This window comes from Paenibacillus rhizovicinus, assembly GCF_010365285.1.
In the GTDB taxonomy this organism is placed as follows: Bacteria; Bacillota; Bacilli; order Paenibacillales; family Paenibacillaceae; genus Paenibacillus_Z; species Paenibacillus_Z rhizovicinus.
The window spans coordinates 2,501,460-2,524,557 of sequence record NZ_CP048286.1; the positions used below are offsets into that span (position 1 = coordinate 2,501,460).

11 protein-coding genes are annotated in these 23,098 nt (G+C 57.5%); 2 read left to right on the forward strand and 9 right to left on the reverse strand.

From position 1 onward, the window contains the following. Nucleotides 1-425: 425 nt before the first annotated feature. From GZH47_RS11355 to GZH47_RS11365, 3 genes are all read right to left on the reverse strand, one after another. Complete coding sequence (locus GZH47_RS11355; protein WP_162640187.1) at nt 426-2,093, reverse strand: ABC transporter substrate-binding protein; 1,668 nt, start codon at nt 2,091-2,093, stop codon at nt 426-428. A 62-nt stretch (nt 2,094-2,155) separates the two neighbouring features. Beyond that, nucleotides 2,156-3,040, reverse strand: coding sequence for a carbohydrate ABC transporter permease (locus GZH47_RS11360; RefSeq protein WP_162640188.1), 885 nt, complete (start codon nt 3,038-3,040; stop codon nt 2,156-2,158). 12 nt (nt 3,041-3,052) lie between these two features. Continuing rightward, nucleotides 3,053-4,027, reverse strand: a complete 975-nt coding sequence (locus tag GZH47_RS11365; protein WP_225446448.1) for an ABC transporter permease — start codon at nt 4,025-4,027, stop codon at nt 3,053-3,055. A 339-nt stretch (nt 4,028-4,366) separates the two neighbouring features. On the opposite strand from GZH47_RS11365, the gene GZH47_RS11370 reads away from it, so the two are divergent. After that, complete coding sequence (locus tag GZH47_RS11370) at nt 4,367-4,594, forward strand: hypothetical protein (RefSeq protein WP_162640189.1); 228 nt, start codon at nt 4,367-4,369, stop codon at nt 4,592-4,594. A gap of 147 nt (nt 4,595-4,741) precedes the next feature. Here GZH47_RS11370 and GZH47_RS11375 read toward each other — a convergent pair whose 3' ends face one another. Then, nucleotides 4,742-10,831, reverse strand: coding sequence for a tandem-95 repeat protein (locus tag GZH47_RS11375; protein WP_162640190.1), 6,090 nt, complete (start codon nt 10,829-10,831; stop codon nt 4,742-4,744). Between the two features lie 307 nt (nt 10,832-11,138). Between GZH47_RS11375 and GZH47_RS11380 the strand changes: the two genes are divergently transcribed. Beyond that, nucleotides 11,139-12,131 carry a Gfo/Idh/MocA family protein gene (locus GZH47_RS11380; RefSeq protein ID WP_162640191.1) on the forward strand — a complete coding sequence of 331 codons (993 nt, stop codon included), beginning with the start codon at nt 11,139-11,141 and terminating at the stop codon, nt 12,129-12,131. 146 nt (nt 12,132-12,277) lie between these two features. Here the strand turns inward: GZH47_RS11380 and GZH47_RS11385 are convergent, their stop codons facing one another. From GZH47_RS11385 to GZH47_RS11405, 5 genes are all read right to left on the reverse strand, one after another. After that, nucleotides 12,278-13,915 carry a helix-turn-helix domain-containing protein gene (locus tag GZH47_RS11385; RefSeq protein ID WP_162640192.1) on the reverse strand — a complete coding sequence of 546 codons (1,638 nt, stop codon included), beginning with the start codon at nt 13,913-13,915 and terminating at the stop codon, nt 12,278-12,280. After that, entirely contained in the window at nt 13,908-15,668 is a 1,761-nt protein-coding gene (locus GZH47_RS11390; protein ID WP_162640193.1) for a sensor histidine kinase, read from the reverse strand. Before GZH47_RS11390 ends, GZH47_RS11385 begins: the two co-directional genes overlap by 8 nt. A gap of 385 nt (nt 15,669-16,053) precedes the next feature. Then, the gene (locus GZH47_RS11395; RefSeq protein WP_162640194.1) at nt 16,054-17,535 is read right to left on the reverse strand and encodes a stalk domain-containing protein; all 1,482 of its coding nucleotides are present in this window, start codon (nt 17,533-17,535) and stop codon (nt 16,054-16,056) included. Nucleotides 17,536-17,680: 145 nt separating this feature from the next. Continuing rightward, nucleotides 17,681-19,393, reverse strand: a complete 1,713-nt coding sequence (locus GZH47_RS11400) for a methyl-accepting chemotaxis protein (protein WP_162640195.1) — start codon at nt 19,391-19,393, stop codon at nt 17,681-17,683. A gap of 536 nt (nt 19,394-19,929) precedes the next feature. Further along, a complete protein-coding gene (locus GZH47_RS11405; protein ID WP_162640196.1) occupies nt 19,930-23,088 on the reverse strand; it encodes an alpha-mannosidase in 3,159 nt (1,052 codons plus the stop codon). Nucleotides 23,089-23,098 lie beyond the last annotated feature (10 nt).

The following is a 23,098-nucleotide window of genomic DNA, read 5'->3' on the forward strand; positions in this document are numbered from 1 at the left end:
TAGGGCCGTTAGGCTGGCCGCCCTGGACTGGAATTACTGCCGTGGCGGCAGCTTTTTCAAGCCCTGTGGCCGGAAAAGCATGTAGTATACGGGAGGCGCTACATGCTCCGGTTTTGCTGGTTTTCCGGCTATGTAGTGCACCTAACCCATCAATGCTCCGGGCTCGCTGGTTTTCCGGCCATGTGGTGCACCAGGCACACCTCTTGCCCCGGCTTCGCCGATTCTGCTCACTCTGCAATCCTAACAAGCATCGGCTCCAGCCGCCCCGGCGGCCTTCCCGAGCTCCGCTTCGCGAGCAAAAAGCCTTCGAACCCTTGCACAGCTCGGATTCGAAGGCTCTTCGCGCTTCGTTGCGCACAAGCGCAGCCGCTGCGCCCGTGCCGTTCAGCCCATCCCTTACCGCGCCGCCGGCAGCGGCGGGATGCTTACTTGCCGTTCGCGGTACGCCAAGCGTCGATCTGCTTCTGCGCTTCGCCGAGCACTTTGTCGAGTCCGGCTGCCTTCAGCTTGCTGATCATTTTCGGCAAATCCGTCTCCGGATTAAGCTGGCCGGATTGCAGACCCGGATCAAACGTGCTTTGTACTTTGGAGACGGCGATCAGCTCGTTCTTCACCGGTTCGGAGTCGAAGACGAAACCGATCAGCGGCGACGGCTGGCTTTTGACCATTTCGTTGAACTGTTCATAGTTCTTGTATTTGTTAGGGTCCTCGCCGAGACGGGTGTAATTCAGCATCTGATTGCCGAGCATCCATTGGTTGTCGTGGTAGAAGCCGACATTGTCCTTGGTTTTGCCTTGCGGGACGTCGATTTGGCCGTTGTTCAACGCATAATGCGTGCCCTCGACCCCGTAATTGAACAGCGTCAGCAAATTCTGATCTTTATAGAACAGGTCGAGCAGCATCATGGCGCGCGCCGGATCTTTGGAGGTTTGGGAAACGGCCTGCAGCGTCGCCGACAGCTTCGACGTATGCAGCCGGTCGATGTTCATCGGCACCTGGATAATATCCATGCCGAGCTGGGCGCTCTTGCCCGCCATAACCGAAGGCTGGCCGATCGCCATGTCCTTCACGATCTCGAGATCCGTGCCGATGGCCGCGAACGCCGTCTTCGCCTGGAACTTCTTCCAGATGTCGACGCCCGGCGTGGTCGCATCCTTATTGATGTAGCCCGCTTTGTACCAGTCATGCGTCAGCTTCGCCAGTTCCATATAGCGCGGCGTTTCGTACATGTCGACGACCTTGAACTCGTTGTCCGGGTTCGTGTCGCGTTGATCCAGGCCGACGGGCCCGATGATGCTCTCCATGCTGCCGGATCCGAAGTAGGCGCCCAGCGGGAACGCGGGTCCGACGGCAGGCGTCACGCTCGGCTCATTCTCCTTGATCGTCTTCAGGATCGGCTCCAAATCCTTGAACTCGCCGGATTGCAGCGGCGTCAAGTCGATGTGGTACTTGTCGATGAGATCCTTCCGCAGCGCGATGCCTTGCGGATTGCCGAGCTCCTGATGCACGTGGATGCCGAACAATTTGCCGTTGCGCTTGGCGCCGTCGAGCAGATCGCCTTCCACCGATTTGATATCCGGGCCGTATTGATCGACGAGCTCGTCGAGCGGAAGCAGCGCGCCCTTGTTGACCTGCGTCTCGAAATTCATCCAGTTGGCCGTCCAGAGCAGATCGAACTTCTCGCCGGAGGACATCATCAGATTGAGCTTATCCGCATAAGCGCTCCAATCGATCGGATTCAATTTGACCGTCATGTTCATGTCCGGATAGGTTTTCTTCAAATAGTCGTTCATCGCGGATTGGACGGCGCCGAGGTCATTCTGCTTGGCGTCCGGGTATACCATGACGACCTCGTACGGATCCAGCGCCTTCGTGCTTGCATTGTTCGCTCCGGCATTATCGGCTGCCGCATTGCCTGCCGCCGCATTGTTCGTTCCGGTCCCGGCGTTGTCTCCGGCATTCTGATTGGCGGGCGCATTGGAATCGGAAGCATTCGATGAATCGCTGTTGCCGCTGGAGCATCCCGCCGCCGTAAGCGAGAACGAGAGAAGAAGCGCCGTAACCCACAAGGATCCTTTTTTAACGTTGAACATGTCTGTAACCTCCCATTATGATGGCTGCCTTACCGTAAAAAATCGATCTATCGATGACCGGCCTAGCCTTTAACCGCGCCGATCGTTAAGCCTTTGACGAAATATTTCTGCAGGAACGGGAATACCAGCGCCACCGGCAGCACCGCGATGATCGCCATCGCCATGCGCAGCTCTTCGAGCGGCTGTACCTGCATGGATGAGGTGTCGATATGCGCCTTATCCGCAACCGTCTGCAAATACTGGGCGTTCATTAACGTGTTATACAAGAAATATTGCAAGTTGTACAGCTTATCGCTGCTGATGAACACCAAGCTCGTGAACCAGTCGTTCCAGTAGCCGACGATCGTGAATAAACCAATCGTGGCCAGCACCGGCAGCGACAGCGGAAGGATGACATTGAAATACGTGCGGTACTCGCTCGCGCCGTCGATTTGCGCGGAATCGATCAGCGACGGCGGGATGCTGGTCGTAAAGTAGGTCCGCATGATGAAGACGTTGAACGCGCCGAGCAGTCCCGGGACGATCAGGGCGAGCAGCGTATTTTGCAAATGAAGGAATTTCGTGTAGACCAGATACCAGGGCAGCAGTCCGCCGCCGAACAGCATCGTGACGAGCACGAACAAACTGATGGCGCCGCGATACGGGAAATCATGCCGCGACAGCGAGTATGCCAGCGCCGAGGTAATGAGCAGGCTCAGCACCGTCCCGATCGCCGTAACGACGATCGAGACGCCGAAGGATCGCAGAATCGGCTCCGCGTCATGGGCAAGAAACCGGTACGCTACGAGATCGAACTGCCTCGGCCAGAAGCTGTAGCCGTATTTCGCCAGCGCATTCTGCCCCGATAACGAAACCATGAGAATGAGCCAGAACGGAATGAGGCAGGCCAGGCTGCTCAGAATGAATACGATCGTGATGACCGGATGGGTCCGGTTATTGTCCAGCATGCTCGCTCCCTCCTAGAATAAACCCTTGTCGCTGCTGATTCGTTTCACGATCCAGTTGACCGACACGATCAGCACGAAACCGACGACGGATTGCAGCAGGCCGGCCGCCGAAGCCAGGTTCGTGTCGCCCGAGACGAGCAGCGCGTTGTAGACGTACGTATCGATGACTTCCGTCGTGCTCTTGAGCATGCCCGAATTCATCGTCACCTGGTAGAACAAGCCGAAGTCGGCGCTGAAGATGCGACCGATCGCGAGCAGCGTCAGGATAATGATGACCGGGACGAGGAACGGCAGCGTAATCTTGGTCATCTGCTTCCATTTGCCGGCCCCGTCGAGCATGGCCGCTTCGTAATACTCCTTGTCGATGCCGACGATCGTTGCCAGGTAGATGATCGAGCCGAAGCCGACCGATTTCCAAATGTTCACGACGGTCAGAATGGACGGCCAATACTGCGGTTCCATGTACCACGAGATGCCTTCGCGTCCGAGCGGCTCCAGAACGGATTTGTTAATGAAGCCAAGATCCGGATTAAGGAAGCCGAACACCAGGTACGCCACCACGACCATGGATATGAAATGCGGCAGCAGCATCGTGCTCTGATAAAACTTGGACATCGCGCGGTTCTTGACCTCGTTCAGGAGCAGCGCCGCGAGCACGGAAAGCACGGTATTCACGACCAGAAAGACCAGGTTATAGCCGATCGTATGGCCGATCGTGTACCAAATATCGTTCGTGGTGAACATGAACTTGAAGTTGTCGAGGCCGTTCCACGCGCTGCCCCAGATGCCTTTCGCGAAGTTCAAGTCCTTGAACGCCAGGAAGATGCCGAACATGGGCAAATAATTGTTGACCAGCAGCAGCAGCATGCCCGGCAGCGCAAGAATCCACAGCGCCCTGTATTTCCAAAGCTTCCGCAGCGGATTCCGCCCGGCCTTGCTCCCCCATCCCTTCTCCAGTGCTATCGTCGTTTGCTTCCCAGTCGCCAAAGGGGGACACCTCCAGTTGCTTGATGCTTGTGATTGAAACTTTAAACTTGAAGCTAATTGCTTATTGCTTGAAACTTGATGTCTTAATCTTAGCGGCTGCGGGGAAGGGAAACCGCCGTTTTTGTCACCTGCGCGTAGTCGTTTTGTGACCCGATTCGTTCGGCATGCCGGGTCTGCAAGAAATTGGACTGCGCCCCGCTGAAGCTGGCAGCTGCATCAAGAACGGGAGACAAGAGACATTCACCTGGCGCGTTCTTCGTCGATGGCCGCCTATTATTTGAACACGTCCGCGCAGGCGATTGAGAGTATCGACAAGAGCAATACCAAGATGCGTCGACGATGAACGATATTTTCTTCTGGTATCTCGATTGGCAGAACGGCTATGGGGATGCACTCAAGAAAACGACGCCTTTGACCAGCGAAGACAGAACGGCCCTGCTGCAATTGAAGCGGATCGTATCGCAGGTGAAGGATTTCTACACGGGGAATATCAAGGATCGCGATGAGGTGTTCGCGAAGTTCGACAGCTTGCATGAGGCATGGCAGAAGGAGAGAGAGGCGGAGTAATATAAGGGTACATTCGCCCGCCATAATAAAAAGGGCAATTGCCAGGGATTAAACCCTGCAATTGCCCTTTGCTCGCTAGAGCGATTAAGAGAGCAAATGCGCTCCAGAACAGCTCATGTTCATTAATGAAATTCGACTTTGTTTACATTAAATGAGATCAGACTTCTTCAGAAGCCGCTGTACAATCGCGGCAACTTCCGCTCTCGTCATGTTCGCCTTCGGCGCAAGCTCCGTGGCAGTTCTGCCTGTAACAATACCTGCCTGCAAGCAGTCGGCTAGACTAGCTTGTGCCCATGCCGCGACGCTGTTCACATCCGTGAAGGCATGCAGCATCTGCTCGGCGCTGGCAGTCTGATCATCTGCACGAAGACCTGTCATTTCCATCGCTTTGGCGATGATCGCCATCGCTTGTTCACGTGTAATTTTGTCCATCGGGTGGAACTTCCCGTCTTCGAATCCGTTAATCAACTTGTTCGCATACGCGGTGTTGACGGCACTGCTGTACCAGTCCGAAACTTTGACATCCGAGAACGAATTTGCCCCTTCCTCAAGCTTGAGCCCTAGTCCTCTTACCATGATCGCCGCAAACTCCGCGCGTGTAATGTCCCGATCGGGGCTAAATAATCCATTGCCGATGCCGCTAATAATCATTCGCGAGCCCATGTCATTCACGGCATCCTTCGCCCAATGATGTTCAACGTCCGTGAACGTCACCGCATGCGCGACGACAGCATAAATGCTGTTCGTTAGACTGTTTGCCTTGGCATAGTACTTCCCGTCGATTTGCACGATCTGGGTCGGTACATGTCTTAGGGTTCCATCCGAATCTATGGCGATGGCCGTCGTTACTTCACTCGGATCTACGCCCTCTGGCAGGGCAATGATTCGTTCTACATAACCGTTGAACTTCGATACTTCGATGCTCTTGTCGCCGTAAACGGCTTTGACTGTAAATTCGAGCGGAGGAGCTGCAAGCGTGAATGCTCCCGCGCGCACCGCGTTCTCGATCATTTCAAGCTCTGCTGTCGTCGGCTTAGCAATTTCAATGTGCAGTTTGATATCCTTAAGCTCGATATTTTGTCCTAACTGCCCGGACAATGCGTTCATGTCGATTTGTTCCGCCGGCAGTACGTAAGAGCCGCTCGTTGTTTGGATTTTAATAACCGATTGCTTTTGCTTCATAAGCTGAACTGTCTGTCCGTTAAGCTCTCCGACCACAACGTCGGATTTCCCGGCAACAGCAATCTTAATGATGGCATTGAGACCCTCGTCCGCAAGCAGTTCTTCCAGCTTTGCTGCGTCAACCGAAATCGTCGTAACCGATCGGCCGTTCGCATTCGCCGTCGTAGCCGTTCCGATCTTCACGGCTTTTCCGTTCACGAATACTTCCACCGTCGCTGGGCTAGGTTCATTGTCTGTCGTTGGCGTCGTGTCATTCGACGACTCGCTTACCGCTTTCACAGTGATGCTCACTGTAGCAGCAGCCGAAGTGAGTGTGCCGTCGCTCACTGTGAAATCGAAGCTGTCCTTGCCATTATAATCGTGTGCCGGCTTATACGTGTATGCGCCAGTCGTTTCGTTGATTGTCACTGTGCCGTGCGCCGGCTCGGATGCCTTAGCGAATGTCAACGTCGCTCCTGTATCCGGGTCTGTTCCAGTTAAAGTACCGTTCAGCGTTTTGTCTTCGGCTGTCGTTGCCGATGCCGCCGTTGCGCTTGGCGCATCGTTCACAGCCGTCACTGTAATGCTTATCGTCGCCGGATCCGACGTTAATGCACCGTCGCTCACCGTGAAGGTGAAGCTGTCGCTGCCGTTGTAGTTGCTTGCTGGCGTGTACGTGTACGCGCCGGTTGTTTCATCTACGGTAACCTCGCCATGCTCAGGATCGGTCGCTTTCGCGAACGTCAGAGACGCTGCCGCCGTCTCCGCGTCCGTTCCGCTCAATGTGCCGCTGAGCGCCGTGTCTTCGGCTGTCGTTGCCGATGCGTCCGTACCAGCTGGCGCATCATTCACGGGATTCACCGTAATGCCGATCGTCGCCGGTGCCGACGTTACTGCACCGTCGCTCACCGTGAAGGTGAAGCTGTCGCTTCCGCTATAATCATGATTCGGCGTGTACGTGTACGCGCCATTCGCCTCGACTGTCACCGTCCCATGGGCGGGATCGGCCGCTTTCGCGAACGTCAGCGACGCTGCCGCCGTGTCCACGTCCGTTCCGCTCAATGTGCCGCTAAACGCCGTATCCTCGGCTGTCGTTTCCGATGCTGCCGTAGCTGTCGGCGCATCATTAATGGCCGTCACTGTTATGCTGATCGTTGCCGGAGCCGACGTTAATTCGCCGTCGCTCACCGTGAAGGTGAAGCTGTCGCTGCCGCTGTAATCGCCATCTGGCGTATACGTATAGGCGCCGGATGCGCTATTTACGGTTAGTGTGCCATGCTCAGGATCGGTCGCTTTCGCGAAGGTCAAGGACGCTGCCGCCGTCTCCGCGTCCGTTCCGGTCAATGTGCCGCTAAGCGCCGTGTCTTCGGCTGTCGTTTCCGATGCCGCCGTTCCCGCCGGCGCATCGTTCACGGGGTTCACCGTAATGCTGATCGTTGCCGGAACCGAGGCGAATTCGCCGTCGCTCACCGTAAAGGTGAAGCTGTCGCTGCCGTTGTAGTTGCTGGCCGGCGTGTACGTGTACGCGCCATTCGCCTCGACTGTCAACGTTCCGTGCGCAGGATCGGCAGCTTTCGCGAACGTCAGCGACGCAGCCGCCGTGTCCACGTCCGTCCCGGTCAAGGTGCCGGTCAACGCCGTGTCCTCGTCGGTCGTTGCCGCTGCCGGAGTGCCCGTCGGCGCATTGTTCACGGCGATCACCGTAATATCGATCGTTGCCGGAGCCGAAGTCAATGTACCGTCGCTCACCGTGAAGGTGAAGCTGTCGCTGCCATTATAGTCGCTGGCTGGCGTGTACGTATACGCGCCGGTCGCGCTATTCACGATCAATGTGCCATGGGCAGGATCGGCCGCATTCGCAAATGTCAGCGTTGAACCCGTATCGACGTCCGCTCCGACCAACATACCGGTCAGCGGCGTGCCCTCGGCTGTCGTTTCCGTGGCGCCCTCGGCCGTCGGTGCGTCATTTACGGCGTTCACCCCAATGGTGAACGTTGCCGGAGCCGATGTTAATACGCCATCGTTCACCCTGAAGGTGAAGCTGTCGTTTCCGTTGTAATTGCTTGCCGGCGTGTACGTGAAGTCGCCGGTTGCTTCGTCTATGGAGACCTCGCCATGCACGGGAGCGGCAGCTAGAACGAATGTCAGTGCCGAACCTGCCGTGTCGATGTCCGATCCGTGCAATGTGCCGGTCAGCACCGTGTCCTCGTCGGTCACGTCCGTAGCGGAGATGCCCGTCGGAGCATCGTTCACCGCCGTCACCGTAATGTTCACCGTCGCCGGAGCCGTCGTCAAGACGCCGTCGCTCACCGTAAACGTGAAGCTGTCGCTGCCGTTGTAGTCGCTGGCCGGCGTATACGTATACGCGCCGGTTGCGCTATTCACGATCAATGTGCCATGGACAGGATCGGTCGCTTTCGCAAATGTCAGCGTCGAGCCCGTATCGACGTCCGCTCCGATCAATGTACCGACCAGCGGCGTGTCCTCGGCTGTCGTTTCCGTGGCGCCCGCGGCCGTCGGCGCATCATTCACGGCATTCACCGTGATGCTGACGGTTGCCGGAGCCGATGCATAGGCGCCGTCGTTCACCGTAAAGATAAAGCTGTCGCTTCCGAAATAGTTGCTGGCCGGCGTGTACGTATACGCGCCGGTTGCACCGTTCACGGTCAATGTGCCGTGCGCGGGCTCGGAAGCTTTGGCAAACGTCGCCGTCCGCGTTCCGTCTATATTGTAGACCGTTGCGCCCAGCGTTCCATTCAGCGCCGTATCTTCATTCGTCGTCTGGGCTGCCGCCGTTCCGACCGGCTTCGTATCCCTCGTTAACGATACCGTCAATGCTTCGGAATAGTTGCCCGCCCCATCCTTCAGAGCGATCACGATATCGTTGGCGCCTTCCGATAGCTTAGCGATGTCGATCGGTAGCATCGCTTTGCCGCCGCTAGCCGCTACGCTCGTCACCGAACGCAGCACGTTGACGCCAGACTTTTGCGCTGTCGCAGAAGCCCCGTCAGTAGCATTGACGACAATGTTGAAATTGGCATGCTGCGTCGTGCCTGCCTTGTCCGCCGTCCCGTCCTCGGTCGGCGTCTTAAAAATGGTTCGCAGGTTAGATTCAGCCGATTGCGGACCATCAACGAAATTGACGATATCCCCTTTGGCCGTTACTTTCACCTTATAATCGGCTGGACCGCCGGCAAGCATCGCCGCCTGAAAATCCCAGTTCGATGCGCCGGCTCCTAGAGAGACCGCTCCGCCCCATACGGAGCCGTTGCGATACATCTGCACGTCGTAACCGACCGCGTTAGCGACACTATTCCACGAAGCGACGGTTCCGTACGGCGACATCGTCGCGCCCGTGACTTGCGGCAGGGCGGGCGCCGTGTTCGTCACGTTGACGGCCAATCGTTCGAATACTTGATTGCTCAAATGGAAATCGAAGCTGTGCCAGCCGTTGTCCAGTCCCGCCAAATAACTTTTGCTGAACGTAACGATGTTGGTTCCGGCGTTAAACGTATAATCCGTTCCCGCTTGCAGCAGGCTGCCTTGGCTGCTGACCTGCAGCAATGTAAAGCCGCTGCTGTTCAATAAGGAATACGGAATGTCCGCTTGCTGCGGGATATATTTGTTAAACGTTGTGGCGCTTGGCGCACTCGGCGCAGAAGTCCATGCCACGCCGTCGCTAGACTGGAGAATCGTCCCCCCGTCGCCGACGGCATAGAATAATCCGGCCGAATACGAAACCGTGCGCAGCGAATAATAATTGACCGCATCCGAGCGAACCAAGTTCCAGCCGCTGGCGCTGTCCGTCGATCTATAAATCGATCCGATCTCGTCGACCGCGACGAAGACGCCGTTGCCGAACGCGACCGAACTGAAGCCCGCATCTTGATCCACTTCAACCGCTGCGCCCCAAGTAACGCCATCGGCCGATTCAATGACCGAACCGGGCCAATCGCTTACGGCAACATACCTGCCGCCTCCATAAGCGATCGACTTCAGTGCCGGAATCAACGGCAAACTGAGCGGCGTCCAGTTGACGAAATCGGGCGAGGTCATCACGATTCCGTCGTTGCCGTGTTTCCCCGCTGCGATATAATAGGCGCCATTATATACGACTCCGGTGAACTCACCGCCATACGCATAAGTAAATTGGCTGCCGTCGGTCGAAGTGACCACGCCGTCATTGCCCGCCTCTACGTAGACGCCCTCCGCATACAGCCCTTGCTGCACAGTCATCGTTTCGCTTTTGAGCTGCCGCGCGAAATTGACGCCATCCGACTTCGCGGACGTGAACACGCCTCCCTGCGAGCTGCCGTCATAGCCAAATAAATAGTAGCTGTTCCCGTCATACAGCCCGGCAAAAATTTGGCCCGCGCCGCCGAGCGATATGTTATACCACCCTAAACCGTCCGTTGACGTAAGCGTCCCCGCAATAGGGTCATTGGCGTAGAAACGACCGTTGAGCGACAGAATGGAGTTAATGAAAAAAGCCGAGCCCGAAAGCTTCTGATCCGTCCAGTTCGTCCCGTTGCTCGAGGCATGGACATGCCCCGCAGCATCGCCGATGACAACCACGCTGCCGTTCGATGCGATTGCGGTCAGATCACTGCCTCCGATCGTTTTCACGATCCATGCTGCCCCATTGGATGACGTGAGCAGCTTGCCCCCTGCGGTTACCGCGAAAAACTGATTGATTCCGGATGCGGCAACATAATCGACTTTGGCGATTCTGCTCGTCACCGGGGAGGCTTGCTGCGTCCAGTTCCAGCCATCCGGCGACGTCATGATCGCCCCTTCATAGCCGACGGCGACGAATACGCCGTTGCCGAACGTAACGCTCGTATAGGTCACGTCAAGCTTCGTTTTATCGGCAGCCATTTGCCAATTACGCCCATCGTCCGATCGCAAAATCTTACCGTAATACCCTACCCCGACGAACGTTCCGTTGCCGTAAGCAAGCCCGGTAACAGGTCCGCTTGGAATGGCGCTGCTTTGGTCGCCAGGAAGCGAAGCGGAGGCCGCCGCTGCCTTCATCTGAGGCAGCATGCCAAAAATCAATAAAAAACAAATGAGCATTGCAACAACTCTTGAACCCGATCTGCGCACGTTAACACCCCTCGTAAGTGAATCTCTTATTCTAGCGTCAAAATTCGACATTTTTTTCAATCTCATTCTACCACAGAGCGAAGGCTCTGAGTCGCTTTTTGTCTGTAAATCTAGCACGTATTCGAAGAAGAGCACGCGTCCGATCCCTATGTACAATTATCAATCCCAGCGCGATTTCAATTGTGCTGCCGGAGGGTCTTGTCCCATAATTAGAGCTGGAGGATCGTACACCGTCGGTCGCTCCTATCATCCACATTTATTAGGAGGAATTACATTTATGATTCGCGTAGCAATGCTCAGCTATTGGCATGTACATGCCTGGGATTACACCAACCAAGTGCAAGCCAACCCCAACCTGGAAGTAGCCGCGATCTGGGACGAGCTTCCTGCCCGCGGACAAGAAATCGCCGACCAATTGGGCGTACCGTTCTTCGCTGATTTGGATGAACTGCTGGCCCGTACCGATATCGACGCCGTCGTCGTAGACGCGCCGACCAATATGCACCGCGATGTCATGGTGAAGGCCGCTCGCGCGGGCAAACATATTTTCACGGAGAAGGTGGTTGCGGCCACGCTGAAAGAAGTGAACGAAATCAAAGCGGCCGTGCGCGAAGCCGGCGTCAAATTCACCGTCTCGATGTTCCGCTTGAACGAGCGCTATACGCCCGCGATTAAAGGGCTGATCGATTCCGGCATTTTCGGCCAACTGACGCAAGTCCGCGTACGCAATGCGCATAACGGAACGACCGGCAATTGGCTGCCGGACCATTTCTATAACCGCGAGCAATGCCAGGGCGGCGCGCTGATCGACCTGGGCTGCCACCCGGTTTATCTGACTCGCTACCTTCTCGGCTTGCCGCAGAGCGTCAGCGCCAGCTTCGGCTACGTGACCGGCAAAGAGGTCGAAGACAACGCGACGGTAACGCTTCGTTACGAGAACGGCGCTGTCGGGATCCTCGAAACCGGCTATGTCACCCCGCACTCCCCGTTCTGCATTGAAGTTCATGGTACGGAAGGCACGCTGCTCTACGGGCTGCCGGATGACGTCATTCGCGTTCGCAGCAACAAGCTGGAGCAGCAGGAATGGGTAACCATCGAGCATGTTCCGAACCTGCCTACGGCCATCGAGCAATGGGTCGGCCATATCATGAACGATACGCAGCCTGCCGAGAATAACGAGCTGGCCACCGATTTGACGCGCGTCATGGAAGCGGCTTATATCTCCGCGGCGGAGCAGCGCGCGGTTTCCTTGTCGGAGCTGCAAGAGTAGTTCGCGCTCGATTCATTGGCTTCATTAGATTCTTTAGCTTCTTTAGATTCATTGGCTTCATTGGCACAGCATCGAGCGCATTTCATAGAGGCACCGAACAGAAGAGGGGGACTTGTGCTGGCTATCGGCACAAGTCCCCCTCTTCGTTATTGCGACTGTCCCCGTCCGCTCCGGTGCTCCTGGGGATTGACCCCGTAATACTTGCGGAACGTCTTCGTGAAATGCGAGAAGTTCGCGTAGCCCACCTGCTGGGCGATCATGCTGACCGTCATGTTCGTCGTATCCAGCAGCTGCTTGGCCCGTTTCATCTTGATCTCGATGAGGTAGTCGATCAGGTTCTTGCCGGTTTCCTTCTTGAAGAGGCGCGACAAGTAAGCGGGATTCAGACGCACATGCGCGGCAACGTCTTCGCGCGAGATCGCTTCTTCGACGCCCGCCTTCATGAAAGCGAGCGCCTGCTGGACGAAGCCGCCGGATTCGCTCTCTTCCCGCACGGCATCCATCACGGCGGATACGAGATTGATCGCCCAATGCTTGTATTGCGCCAAGCTGCGAATCGGCATCGAAATCCATATCGACGCGTTCGGGATTTGATGAATACTGTGCCCCTTCAGCCCGAGGAAATGGTAGATCGCCTGCAGCAAATCGTGATAGTACCTCTCCAGCTGCTTCGGCTGCAGCGCCGATGCGCGCTCGAGGTCGCCGCAGACGCGCTGAACGAACAAGACGGCCTTCTCCCTCTGGCCGCCCAGCATATAGCCCGGCAGCTCCGACAAATCCGCGGCCTCCGCCGCATCCGCCGCAGCGGTATCGGAAATGGCGGCAGCGCAAGGAACGGCGGCAGGACGGTACACATGCACGGCATGGGTGCTCGTCAAATTACTCCGCTCCATATCGCGCAGCCGATCGCAGCATTCGGGCGCGTCGTGGACATCGGCCGAATAGCCAACGTAGCAGGAAACTTGGCAATAGAAATATTGGCTGCACGCCTCAATGAACCGGCTGCCAGCCGCCGCCCAATGCTCGGCTCCGAGCGCGGCCTGTTCTGCCTCCGCCGCGTAAACCATGACGAAAGGCACGCCGTCCTTGTCCGTCACGATATGCCCGCGCCGCCCGGCCAGCAGCAATTCCTCCGCAGATTTCTTCACTGCATAGAGCATCATGTCGAGGTCGCGCTCCGGCAGCTGCCGTTTCCATTCCTCGATGCTGATCAGCACCGGCAGCACCCGCTCCCCGGGAAGCAGCTGCAGCTGCGCATCCTTCATCGCCCGCTCCAGGAAATCGCCGAACGACAAAATCCGCCGCGACAGGAGATCCTGCCAGAACCGCTCGGCAAGCAGCGGCTGCTGCCTGCTCCACAAATCGCGGTACTCCCGGTACAGCTCCGTATGGCGCGACCGCTCCTCCCGTTCCTGAATGACGCCGACCATCTGCGACACGACGCCTGCCAGCTCCTCGCTGTCCACCGGCTTGAGCAAATAATCGAAGCTCTTCAGCTGGAACGCTTCCTTCGCATACGCAAACTCGCTGTGGCAGGTCAGGAAGACCGCCTCCGTATGCGCGGAATATTCTTTGGCCCAGCGCACCAGCGACAAGCCGTCCTCGTCGGGCATCTCGATATCGCAGACAAGAATGTCCACCCGGCTCTCCAGTAGAATCGCTCTCGCTTCGACGGCGCTGCCCGCCATCCATACCGAAGCAATGCCGTGCGCCCGCCAATCCTGGCAGTGCAGAATGCCTTCGGCGGCGAATTTCTCGTCGTCCACGATCAGCATGTTATACATCGCGTTCGCTCCCTTCCTCCGCGGATGCCGCCGGCAGCAGCAGCCTAACGATTGTTCCTCTCGGCTCATTGGCCAGCACGGCCATCCTTGCCTTGTCGCCGTAATGCATCGCCATCCGCTGCTTCACATTCCAGATGCCAATGCTGCCGTCTTCCGATTCCGGCGCATAATGAACCGCGTTCAACTCTTGAAGCTTCTCCTCCGACAAGCCTTTGCCGTTGTCCCGCACTTCGATCAGAATGCCCTCCTCGGAACCGTCCAGCTTGGTCGCCGCGATATCGAGCCGGAACGGCATGTTCTGCAAACTCATCCCGTGAATCATCGCATTCTCCACGAACGGCTGCACGAACAGCGACGGAAGCCGCAGCGCTTTCAACGTTTCCGGAATGTCGATGCTGTAGATGAACGACTCCTGATAGCGCATCTTCTGGATTTCCAAATAGTTGCGGATATGCGCCATCTCCTCCTCCAGCGTAATCGTATCCCGCTTCACGCCCATCATGAACCGGAAGTACTGCACGAGGTGACGGACCGTCTTCTTCACCAGCTCATACCGCTTCAAATCGACCAGCTGGAAAATAATATTCATCGTGTTCAGGAAGAAATGCGGGTTGATCTGCAGCTGCAGCTGTTTCATCTGCGCCTTCTGCGCGCGCAGCCGTTCCTCGTAGACGCCGATTTTGAGATCGACGATTTCCTCGACCATGCCGTTGAACGTATGGTTGATAATGTTGAATTCAACGGTGCCGGAAGCCGGCAGCCGCGTGCTCATATTCCCTTCCTTGATGCGGCGGATCGCCCCGAGCAATTGAAGAATCGGCGTGAAGATCAGGCTGCGGAAAATAAACCCGTACACGATCAGAATCGCCAGCACGATGAGCGGCAGCAGATAGGTGAGCGTCTGGAAGGCGTCGAGCCCCCGCAGCAGCTCGGAATTCGGAATGACGACAGCCGTGTGGACGCCCACGTTGCGGGAGCGGCTGCTGACGATCAGCAGCTTCGTCTTGCCGTTCGCGTAGGTGAACGCGCGATTCTTGCTCAGCCGCTCGGCCGGCAAACGCTTCAGCTTATCCAACGGCGCCGCGGGATTGGACAGCACCGTTCCGTCATCGCCCGTGAACAGAATCCCTCCGCCCTCGCGCAAATCGAGATTGCCGAGCGGCGTCCGCAGGCTGTTGATATTGATCAACGCCCCGATATAAGCGTTGTTGGTATCGTCGTCGCTGACGATGCGGTAGAGGAAATACTGGTCCGCGATATGGATGACCGACCATTTGTACATCGCCTTCTTCAAGCTGTCGGCATGGCTGAACGAATCGGTCAGCCACTGCCGGACGACCTCGTAATACGGTGCCGCCTCGCCGGTCAGATTGGTCGATACCAGCTGATCGTTCGGCTTGGAATAGACGAAGAACATATCGACGGTATGGTAGTAGGATTGGTAGTAATCGTTCCGCTTGATGAGCTCCATCTCGGCAAAATACGAATCCGAGCCCGACAAGCCGGGCTGCTCGAACAGCCGGAAATTATCATCGTGATTGACGATATCGACCATGTTGAGCGTAATGTCGTCCAGACTGCGGTCGATCATGTTCAAGTTCGAGTTGACCAGGTTCTGGTACGAATTCGCGACCTGCGTCAGCACGACTTTCTTGGCATAGTCGCCGGCCAAATACAGCATCAATAGAAGCGGAACCGTGACGGCGGCGAACAGGATCACCAGCCGGGAACCGAGCGTTTTCGTTCTCATCATACGGCGTCGTTGCCCCTGCGCACGGGGAACCCCTCTCTTGCTTCTATGCGGCGCGGCGGGAAATGCATGTCATTCTATCTTATCAGCAAGTCTTCGGCATTGTCAGGAGGGCAGCATTTTCCGGGGGCCTCTCTCGCGGGCCTAGGCCCGGCTATCCTTTAAGTATATGAAAATCGGCGCGCTCCCAAAGCTGTTTTTATGACTTTTGGCTGCTCCTTTTGTGACATTGCTTTGGCAGGACCGGGCGGGCTGGGAATAGCTTCTGCGCGGATATGCGCGGGTATGTGCGGGTAAGCGCGGAGAAACAGCAAAGGCTGCCGGAGTACAAACTCTCCGACAGCCTTTGCGTGGTTATGACGTTTATTCAGTTGCGCTTATCTTGCAATCAAGCTGCCGTCGCGATGGAAACCGTCTTGCTGCTTCCGTCCCAGCCGACTTTCGCTCCCAGCGCTTCGCCAATGAACCGCAGCGGCACAAGCGCGCGATTCCCGATGATCGCCGGAGGCGTGTCGAGTTTAACCTTCGCGTTATTCACCTGGCCGACGGCGTTCCCGACGCGCAGCACGATCGTCGTCGAGCCTTTGCGGGCCGTGATCGTCGATGTCGCAGCCTCCCATTTCAATTCGGCGCCCATCGCTTCGAAAATCGCTCTGAGCGGCACCATCGTCCGATTGTTCAGATTGACCGGCGGCTGATCGAATCGCAGCGTCTTCCCGTTGATCTGCACGAAAATCGGGTCCTTCTCCAGCATTTCATTCGCATAGCTCGCTACGCCGACCGGGGTCGTTTTATACCCTTTCGACCCGTCGCCGTTATAGCCGATTCCCCAGGACCACAGCGTTCCGTCGGCGCGAATCGCCATGGAGCGGACGCCCAGGCCGTGCGCCGCGATGGTTTTGATTTTCTTGAGTCCGATAACTTGCACAAGCTTATCGCTGGATTTGAAAGAGCCGATGCCAAGCTGTCCGCCCGAGTTGACGCCGGACGCCCACACGGTGCCGTCCTTCTTCAACAGGAGCGGTCCGCCGGCCGATGCCTGGATCGCAACGACGTCTCTCGCGCCTTCGAGCATGCGCGCGGCCGAATCGTTATCCACGGAGACGCCGCCGGCCGTTCCTATGCCGTCCGACCCCCAGAACCACACCGTTCCGTCTCTTTTCAACCCGTACGTAAATTCGGCTCCGACAGCGACTTGGACGATATCTTGAATGCCCGGAAGCTGCGTCATCGTATCCAATCTCTGCCATACGGTGCCGTCCTTCTTCAGCGCCACGAAGCTGCCGTATCCGGAGGAAATCGCAGTTATCCCTTGCAAGCCAACTAATTGTACCGGGACATCGGGATGACGGAATTCGCCATCGGCATCTTCATAGTAAAAACCTCCCCATCCCCATACGCTTCCATCGGCTTTAACGGCGAAGCTCCGAGTCCAGTCGGCCTCGATGGCGACCACGTCCGTCAGCACCTCCACTTGCTTCGGGAGCGGCCGGCTGTCTTCCGTTCCGTCTCCCACCATTCCGCCGCCGTTACCGCCCCATGACCATACGGTTCCGTCGCTTTCCAGCGCAAGGGAATGCACTTGTCCGCCCGCGACCGCGATGACGTCATGCAGCCCGGGCACCTGCTCGGGAATAAGCGCCGTCAGATTCGTTTCCGGCACTCCGGACGCCCCGTAGGTCGTGATGTCTCCCCACTGCCAGACCGTGCCGTCTTCTTTGATCGCCAAGCTGTGCGTCGTGCCCACCGCGATCGCCTTCCAGCCTGCCGGCGTGCCTGATTCCGCATGCGCGCTTGGCCATTGCAGCGCCGCAATGCCCAGCATCGCCACCGCGACTGTTTTTACCAATAAGAGCGAGAAACCTTTCATCCTAATCAAATCCCCCTGATTGATTCATGCATCTAGTCGTGCATCGACCATAAGTATATCAGACGCTCCAAACAAGAACGGCTCCCAATTTCAGGAGCCGCCTTATTCAAGCAGGACAAGGTCGATATGATCGCCAGCGAAGACATTACATTTTGAATTTCGCTATCGCTTCCTGCATCGACACCGCCAGTTGGCTTAGATGAGCCGAAGAAGCAGTTACCTCTTGCATGATGGCAAGCTGCTCCTCCGTGCTGGCAGCTACGCTTTGGGTCGAACTGGCCGTCTCTTTGGCGACGCCGGACAGTTCGACCACGGATGCCGATATTTCCTCGGCGCTGGCCGACATCTGCTCGGCGACGGCGGACATCTCCCTCACCTGGTCCACGATCCGGTTGACCGATTCCGAGATCAGCGCGAACGTGCTGCCTGCTTCCTCCGCCCGGCTCATGCCGATCCGCACTTCCTCTTTGCCCGCTCTCATCGCAAGTACCGCTTCGTCAACCCCTTGCCGAATCGACTCGATCAAACCCGTAATTTGCTCAGCTGATGCGTCCGACTGCTCCGCCAGCTTGCGCACTTCCGCCGCGACGACCGCGAAGCCCTTGCCATGCTCGCCGGCCCTCGCCGCTTCGATGGAGGCGTTAAGCGCAAGCAGGTTCGTCTGCCCTGCTATCCCTCTGATGCTTCCGGTAATTTCGCCGATGGCGCGGGATTCCGCCTCTAGCTTCGTCACGACAGCAAGCTGAGTATCGACCGACGTCCGAATCGAAGCCATCTGGCTGACGACACGTTCAACCGATTGCCCGCCGTCCCTGGCCTTGTCCGACGCATCGGCCGACTCCTCCGAGATCGAAACGGAAGATTCCGCGATCCGCTGAATGCCCATCGCCATCTCTTCCATCGCGCGAACGGTCTCCTCGGATGCTTTGTCCTGCACCTTCGCCCCGGCAGCTACTTGTTCGATCGCCTTCGCAACCTGCCAGCTGCCCTGCGTGGACTGCTCGGCACTGGAAGTCAGCTCTTCTGAAGACGCGGCGACATGCCCGGCCTGGGTGTCGATGTCCGACAACAGGCTTTTCAGGTTGCCGACCATACCTTGGAAGCTGGCATTTAACTCTCCGAGCTCATCCTTGGTCTTACGGAACGAGATCGTCTCCGTCAGATCTCCTTCCGCCACCCGCCTGGCAGAACCGGCGAGGCGCACGATCGGCGTACCCACCCGGCTCCCGATGAAGAGGGCGAGCGCCAAACCGAGGACGGCGGCAATCGCGCTCATCGAAGCGGAGATGCTGATCGTGCGCGTAATATCTTTGGACAGCTTCACATTGGAAGCGGCGAATTCTTGACTATAAGACTGGCTCAGGAGATCCAAGTTCTGAAACATCGTTTCTTTGAAGCCATCGCTTCTATCGTCAATTTCACGGTATTGCTTGCTCAATTGTTCTGCCGGCGTCGCGTCTTTCTGGTTGAATGCAGTCAACACTTCGGCCGAGGTACCCGCATAGCCTTCGAAGGCTTGCTTCAGTTCTTGCATCCATGCCTGCTCCCGAGGCGTGTCCGCGGTACTTGCGAAAGCATCCAGCTTCTCCTTGAACGCCGCGAGCATCGAAGAAAGTTGATCCGCCGAGCTTTGGCTCTCGTTAATGATCACGTCCGCTTGATCGCTATAGAGCATTCCGACGTCGTTTTTGAGAGAAAACGCACTCGTTTCTTCCGATACTCTAGCCGATTGCTCGCCGGACGAATGCTTGATTCCGTTAATGAACACAATCGTGAATGCAAGAGACGCGACGAACATCAAGATGACGGCAGAGAACCCGCCAAGCAATTTCGTACGAACCTTCCAGTTGGTTACCATGCGGTGAATACCCCCTTAGAACTGATACTTTTATTATCGGAAACTCATGTTGATTCGTTGATGCTCATTGTGGGTTTTTGTCGAAATAAATCGAATAAATGGAAAAAATTCTCAAGACTCTGCCCCAGCTCGACGGATGCCGGCCATGACCGGGCTGAGAACAAAAAGAGACCCGCAGCAACGGGCTGCGGGTCTAAAGTGTATATATTAAAAAGGGGGTCGAGTTCTATTATAGGCAAGCTTCATTAACGCGAGATGAATATAAGATTTCAATCGTGTTACATTTTAGAGAGCGCCTACATGGAACGAACCAGCTAGGCGTATCCGCTGCATTCTACGATCGACGCCGGACAAAAAGAGGCCCGCAGCAACGGGCTGCGGGCCTAAAGTGTATATTATAAAAAAGGGGGTCGAGTTCTATTATAGGTCCCTTTCATTAACGCGAGATGAAGATAAGATTTCAATCGTGTTACATTTCAATAAGAATCATTACGGAAGTACCCGCAGCCGGCTCGCGCGATGGAGAGCTTATTACGTTACGGCACGAACCGCAGCGTCTTCACCTCGAACGGTTTGAACGCCAGCATAACCGCATTGCCTTCGACCGGCACCGGGCAAATGACGCCGTCCTCCAGCATATCCGTCTCCGCGGCGGATGCGATGTCGAGGCCCAGCCGCAATGCGGCGCGAGTCGATGCGCCTTTCGCTTCATAGAGGCGGGCGACCCAAGCGCCGGAGCCGTCTTCGGCCATTTTGACCGCATCGACGATGATGTTCGGCTTATCGCAGTCGAGCAAGCTGAACCGCTCCGCCGCTTCACCGGCTGCGCTCAGCACCGGACAATTCAGCTCGTACGCTTCCCGGATGACGGGATTGCTCATGAAGCCGCCGTTCCAGACATGGAGCGCGTAACTGAACTCGTGGATGCCGTTGTCCGCGCGTTCGTCCGGATAAGTCGGCGCGCGCAGAAGCGTCAGGTTCATCGCCCCGCCGTCGGCATTCATGCCGTACTTGCAGTCGTTCAGCAAGGAGAAGCAGCGGTCGCCTTCGACCAAGGACGACCATTTGTGCTGGCTGACCTCGAACCGGTCCGCGTCATGCGGACGGGAGGCGTGGTTCGGCCGCCGGATGTAGCCGTATTGAATTTCGTTCAGCACTTCCGTCGTGCGGAGCGCCGTACGGAAGCCGACCTTCAGCAGCCGGTGCTTCTCCTGCCATTCGACGCGGGCATGGAACTCCAGGCGCCTGCTCCCGGCCGCCAGCCGAATGTCCTGCTTAACGAAGGAATTGCCGATTCGCCGTTCGATGCGAAGGGCGCCGAACAGCGCTCCCTCGGCAACGGCGCTGATGCAAGCCGCTTCGGTCAATTCAAGGCGCGATGCCGCATATCTGCGGTCGATTTCCCAAGCGTCGTAATTCGACGTCTGGTCGCGGAATAGCTGGAATTCATTGCACAGGCCGTCCGCCCATTCCGATGCCGTTTCTTTGTCATAGATGCTCGTTATCTCGCCGAATGCATTGAACGTGACGCGAAGCAGCTCGTTCTCGAGCAAATGAGGCGCGGCCTTCACGCCATGCGAACCGTCGATCGCACTGCTGCGCAAACTGCTGACCGCATCGCCAGTCACACCGGCAGCCGTAGCGCTAGCGGCAGCGTTAGAAGCATCGGCCGCTTGTTCAAGGGCTTGCGCGAGCGGCATCCACCCCATGGCCGGCAGCTTCACCCGCACATAGGCGCGTTCCTGTACCCGCTGCACCGTAACCCCGCCGCTGCTTCCAGCGCCGTCACCATCCCCGCCGCCGACTAACCAAGCATCGGCCGCAGCGCCGCCACCCGGCAGCTCGACAACGGCTTCCCGTTCCCACGGGAGCGAATTGAACAACGTCAGGCAGCAGCCGCGCGCATTCGCGGGTCCCGTAGAAGCCAGCGCCTCGACCGACCGCTCGCGCAGCCTGCCCGCGGATGCCAGCAGCTCCGCGAACGCCCGCTCCGCCTCGACATGGACCCGCTTAATGGACGTCCCCGGCAAAATATCATGGAACTGCAGCAGCAGCAACTCGCGCCATGCCTCGTCCAGCTCCGCCTTCGGATACGCCGCGCCGCCCGCGTCCGTCAGCGCGCCGAGCGTGCCCCAGATCTCTGCTTCCCGCAGCGCGAGCTCGCCCTTGCGGTTGCCTTGCTTCATTCTTGCCTGCGACGTCAGCGTTCCCCGATGCGCGGGATAGTAGAGCTCCCCGACGTAACGGGCGTCCGGCATAGCCCGCTCCTGCAAATCCTCGAAATATTCGATGGGCGAAGCGATGACCGTGCGAGGCACGCCTTCGAGATCGCCCATCCGGCGCAGAAACTCCAGATCGTCGCGGTTGGCGCCGCCGCCGCCGTCGCCGTAGCCGAATTGAACGAGACGCGTCGATACCGACTCCGTCTGCAGCCGTTCATTCCACTGATAGAGCGCGTACGAGACATCCGTCGGATTCGGGAACGGGCCGTAATCGAGCAGATGGACGGGGACGGACGAACCGTCGATGCCTTCCCAAGTAAAGGTATTGTACGGGAACGGATCGACGACATTATCGTAGGTCTGGAACATCTTGACCGAAGCGAAATACCGAATGCCGGATTTGCGCATGATCTGCGGCAAATTGCCGGAATAGCCGAACACGTCCGGCAGCCATAGCATCTCGTTCTCCACGCCGAACTCCTCGCGGAAGAAGCGCTTGCCATAGAGAAACTGGCGGATGAGGCTTTCGCCGCTCGGAATATTCGTATCCGGCTCGACCCAGGCGCCGCCCTCCGGAATGATGCGGCCTTCGGCCACATACCGCTTGATGCGGCCGTACAATTCCGGGTACAGCTCTTTCACCAGCCGGAACAAATACGGCTGGCTCTGCACGTACCGGTACTCCGGGTATTCCTCGAGCAGCGCGAGCTGATTGGACATCGTCCGGGCGATTTTGCGTTTCGTCTCTTCCATCGGCCACAGCCATGCGATATCGAGATGGGACTGGCCCATCATGTACAGCTTGGGCGCGGTAGAACCGTTCACGCAGTCGAGCAAGGGCTTCAGCATGCTTCGGCCGCGTTCGGCGATCGCCGTCAAGCGGCTGCCGGTCGCGTCCCAGTCCATTTCCGCCAGCAGGCGGACGAAGGCTTTGTCGATTTCAGCGACGCGCAGCGATGCTGGCGGCAGGCCATTGCGCAGCTGCAGCAGCGCTTTCAGATCGATGAAGAACTGATACAGCTCCTCGTTGACGACGGCCAAATACGACTCGCCGTTGACCGGAAGCTCCCGGTCATGGCCGGCGTACGCTTCCGCCATGATCTCGACGGTCTCGCCTCCGGCAGCCTGGCGCGTCAGCGTAATCGCATGATGCTGCAGATCGATGGCGCCCGCCAACCGGCCGGATACGTAGACCGTGCTCTCCGAACCGAAGTTCAGCACGGCTTCCATGCGCTCCCCCGCCGCTTCCGCCGGAATGACGACGCTCCCCCGGAACCAGCCGTACATCCACGTCTCGCCCCATCGCATGCCCGCGTCGATCGGCATGAAGGCGCCTTTTTGCGCTTCCTCCAGCGGCACCCAGTGGTCCGCGGGACGGTAAGCGAACGGAATCGGAGCGATCGTACGATAGATGTACCGATCCTTCTCCCGGATCCACTTCTCGATATGATAAAGCCATTCTTTGGACTGCATCGTCGTTTCC

Coding starts and splice junctions, on each gene's coding strand:
- GZH47_RS11355 (WP_162640187.1), bottom strand. CDS start 2,093: ATGTTCAACGTTAAAAAAGGATCCTTGTGGGTTACGGCGCTTCTTCTC.
- GZH47_RS11360 (WP_162640188.1), bottom strand. CDS start 3,040: ATGCTGGACAATAACCGGACCCATCCGGTCATCACGATCGTATTCATT.
- GZH47_RS11370 (WP_162640189.1), top strand. CDS start 4,367: ATGAACGATATTTTCTTCTGGTATCTCGATTGGCAGAACGGCTATGGG.
- GZH47_RS11375 (WP_162640190.1), bottom strand. CDS start 10,831: ATGCTCATTTGTTTTTTATTGATTTTTGGCATGCTGCCTCAGATGAAG.
- GZH47_RS11380 (WP_162640191.1), top strand. CDS start 11,139: ATGATTCGCGTAGCAATGCTCAGCTATTGGCATGTACATGCCTGGGAT.
- GZH47_RS11385 (WP_162640192.1), bottom strand. CDS start 13,915: ATGTATAACATGCTGATCGTGGACGACGAGAAATTCGCCGCCGAAGGC.
- GZH47_RS11390 (WP_162640193.1), bottom strand. CDS start 15,668: ATGATGAGAACGAAAACGCTCGGTTCCCGGCTGGTGATCCTGTTCGCC.
- GZH47_RS11395 (WP_162640194.1), bottom strand. CDS start 17,535: ATGAAAGGTTTCTCGCTCTTATTGGTAAAAACAGTCGCGGTGGCGATG.
- GZH47_RS11400 (WP_162640195.1), bottom strand. CDS start 19,393: ATGGTAACCAACTGGAAGGTTCGTACGAAATTGCTTGGCGGGTTCTCT.
- GZH47_RS11405 (WP_162640196.1), bottom strand. CDS start 23,088: ATGCAGTCCAAAGAATGGCTTTATCATATCGAGAAGTGGATCCGGGAG.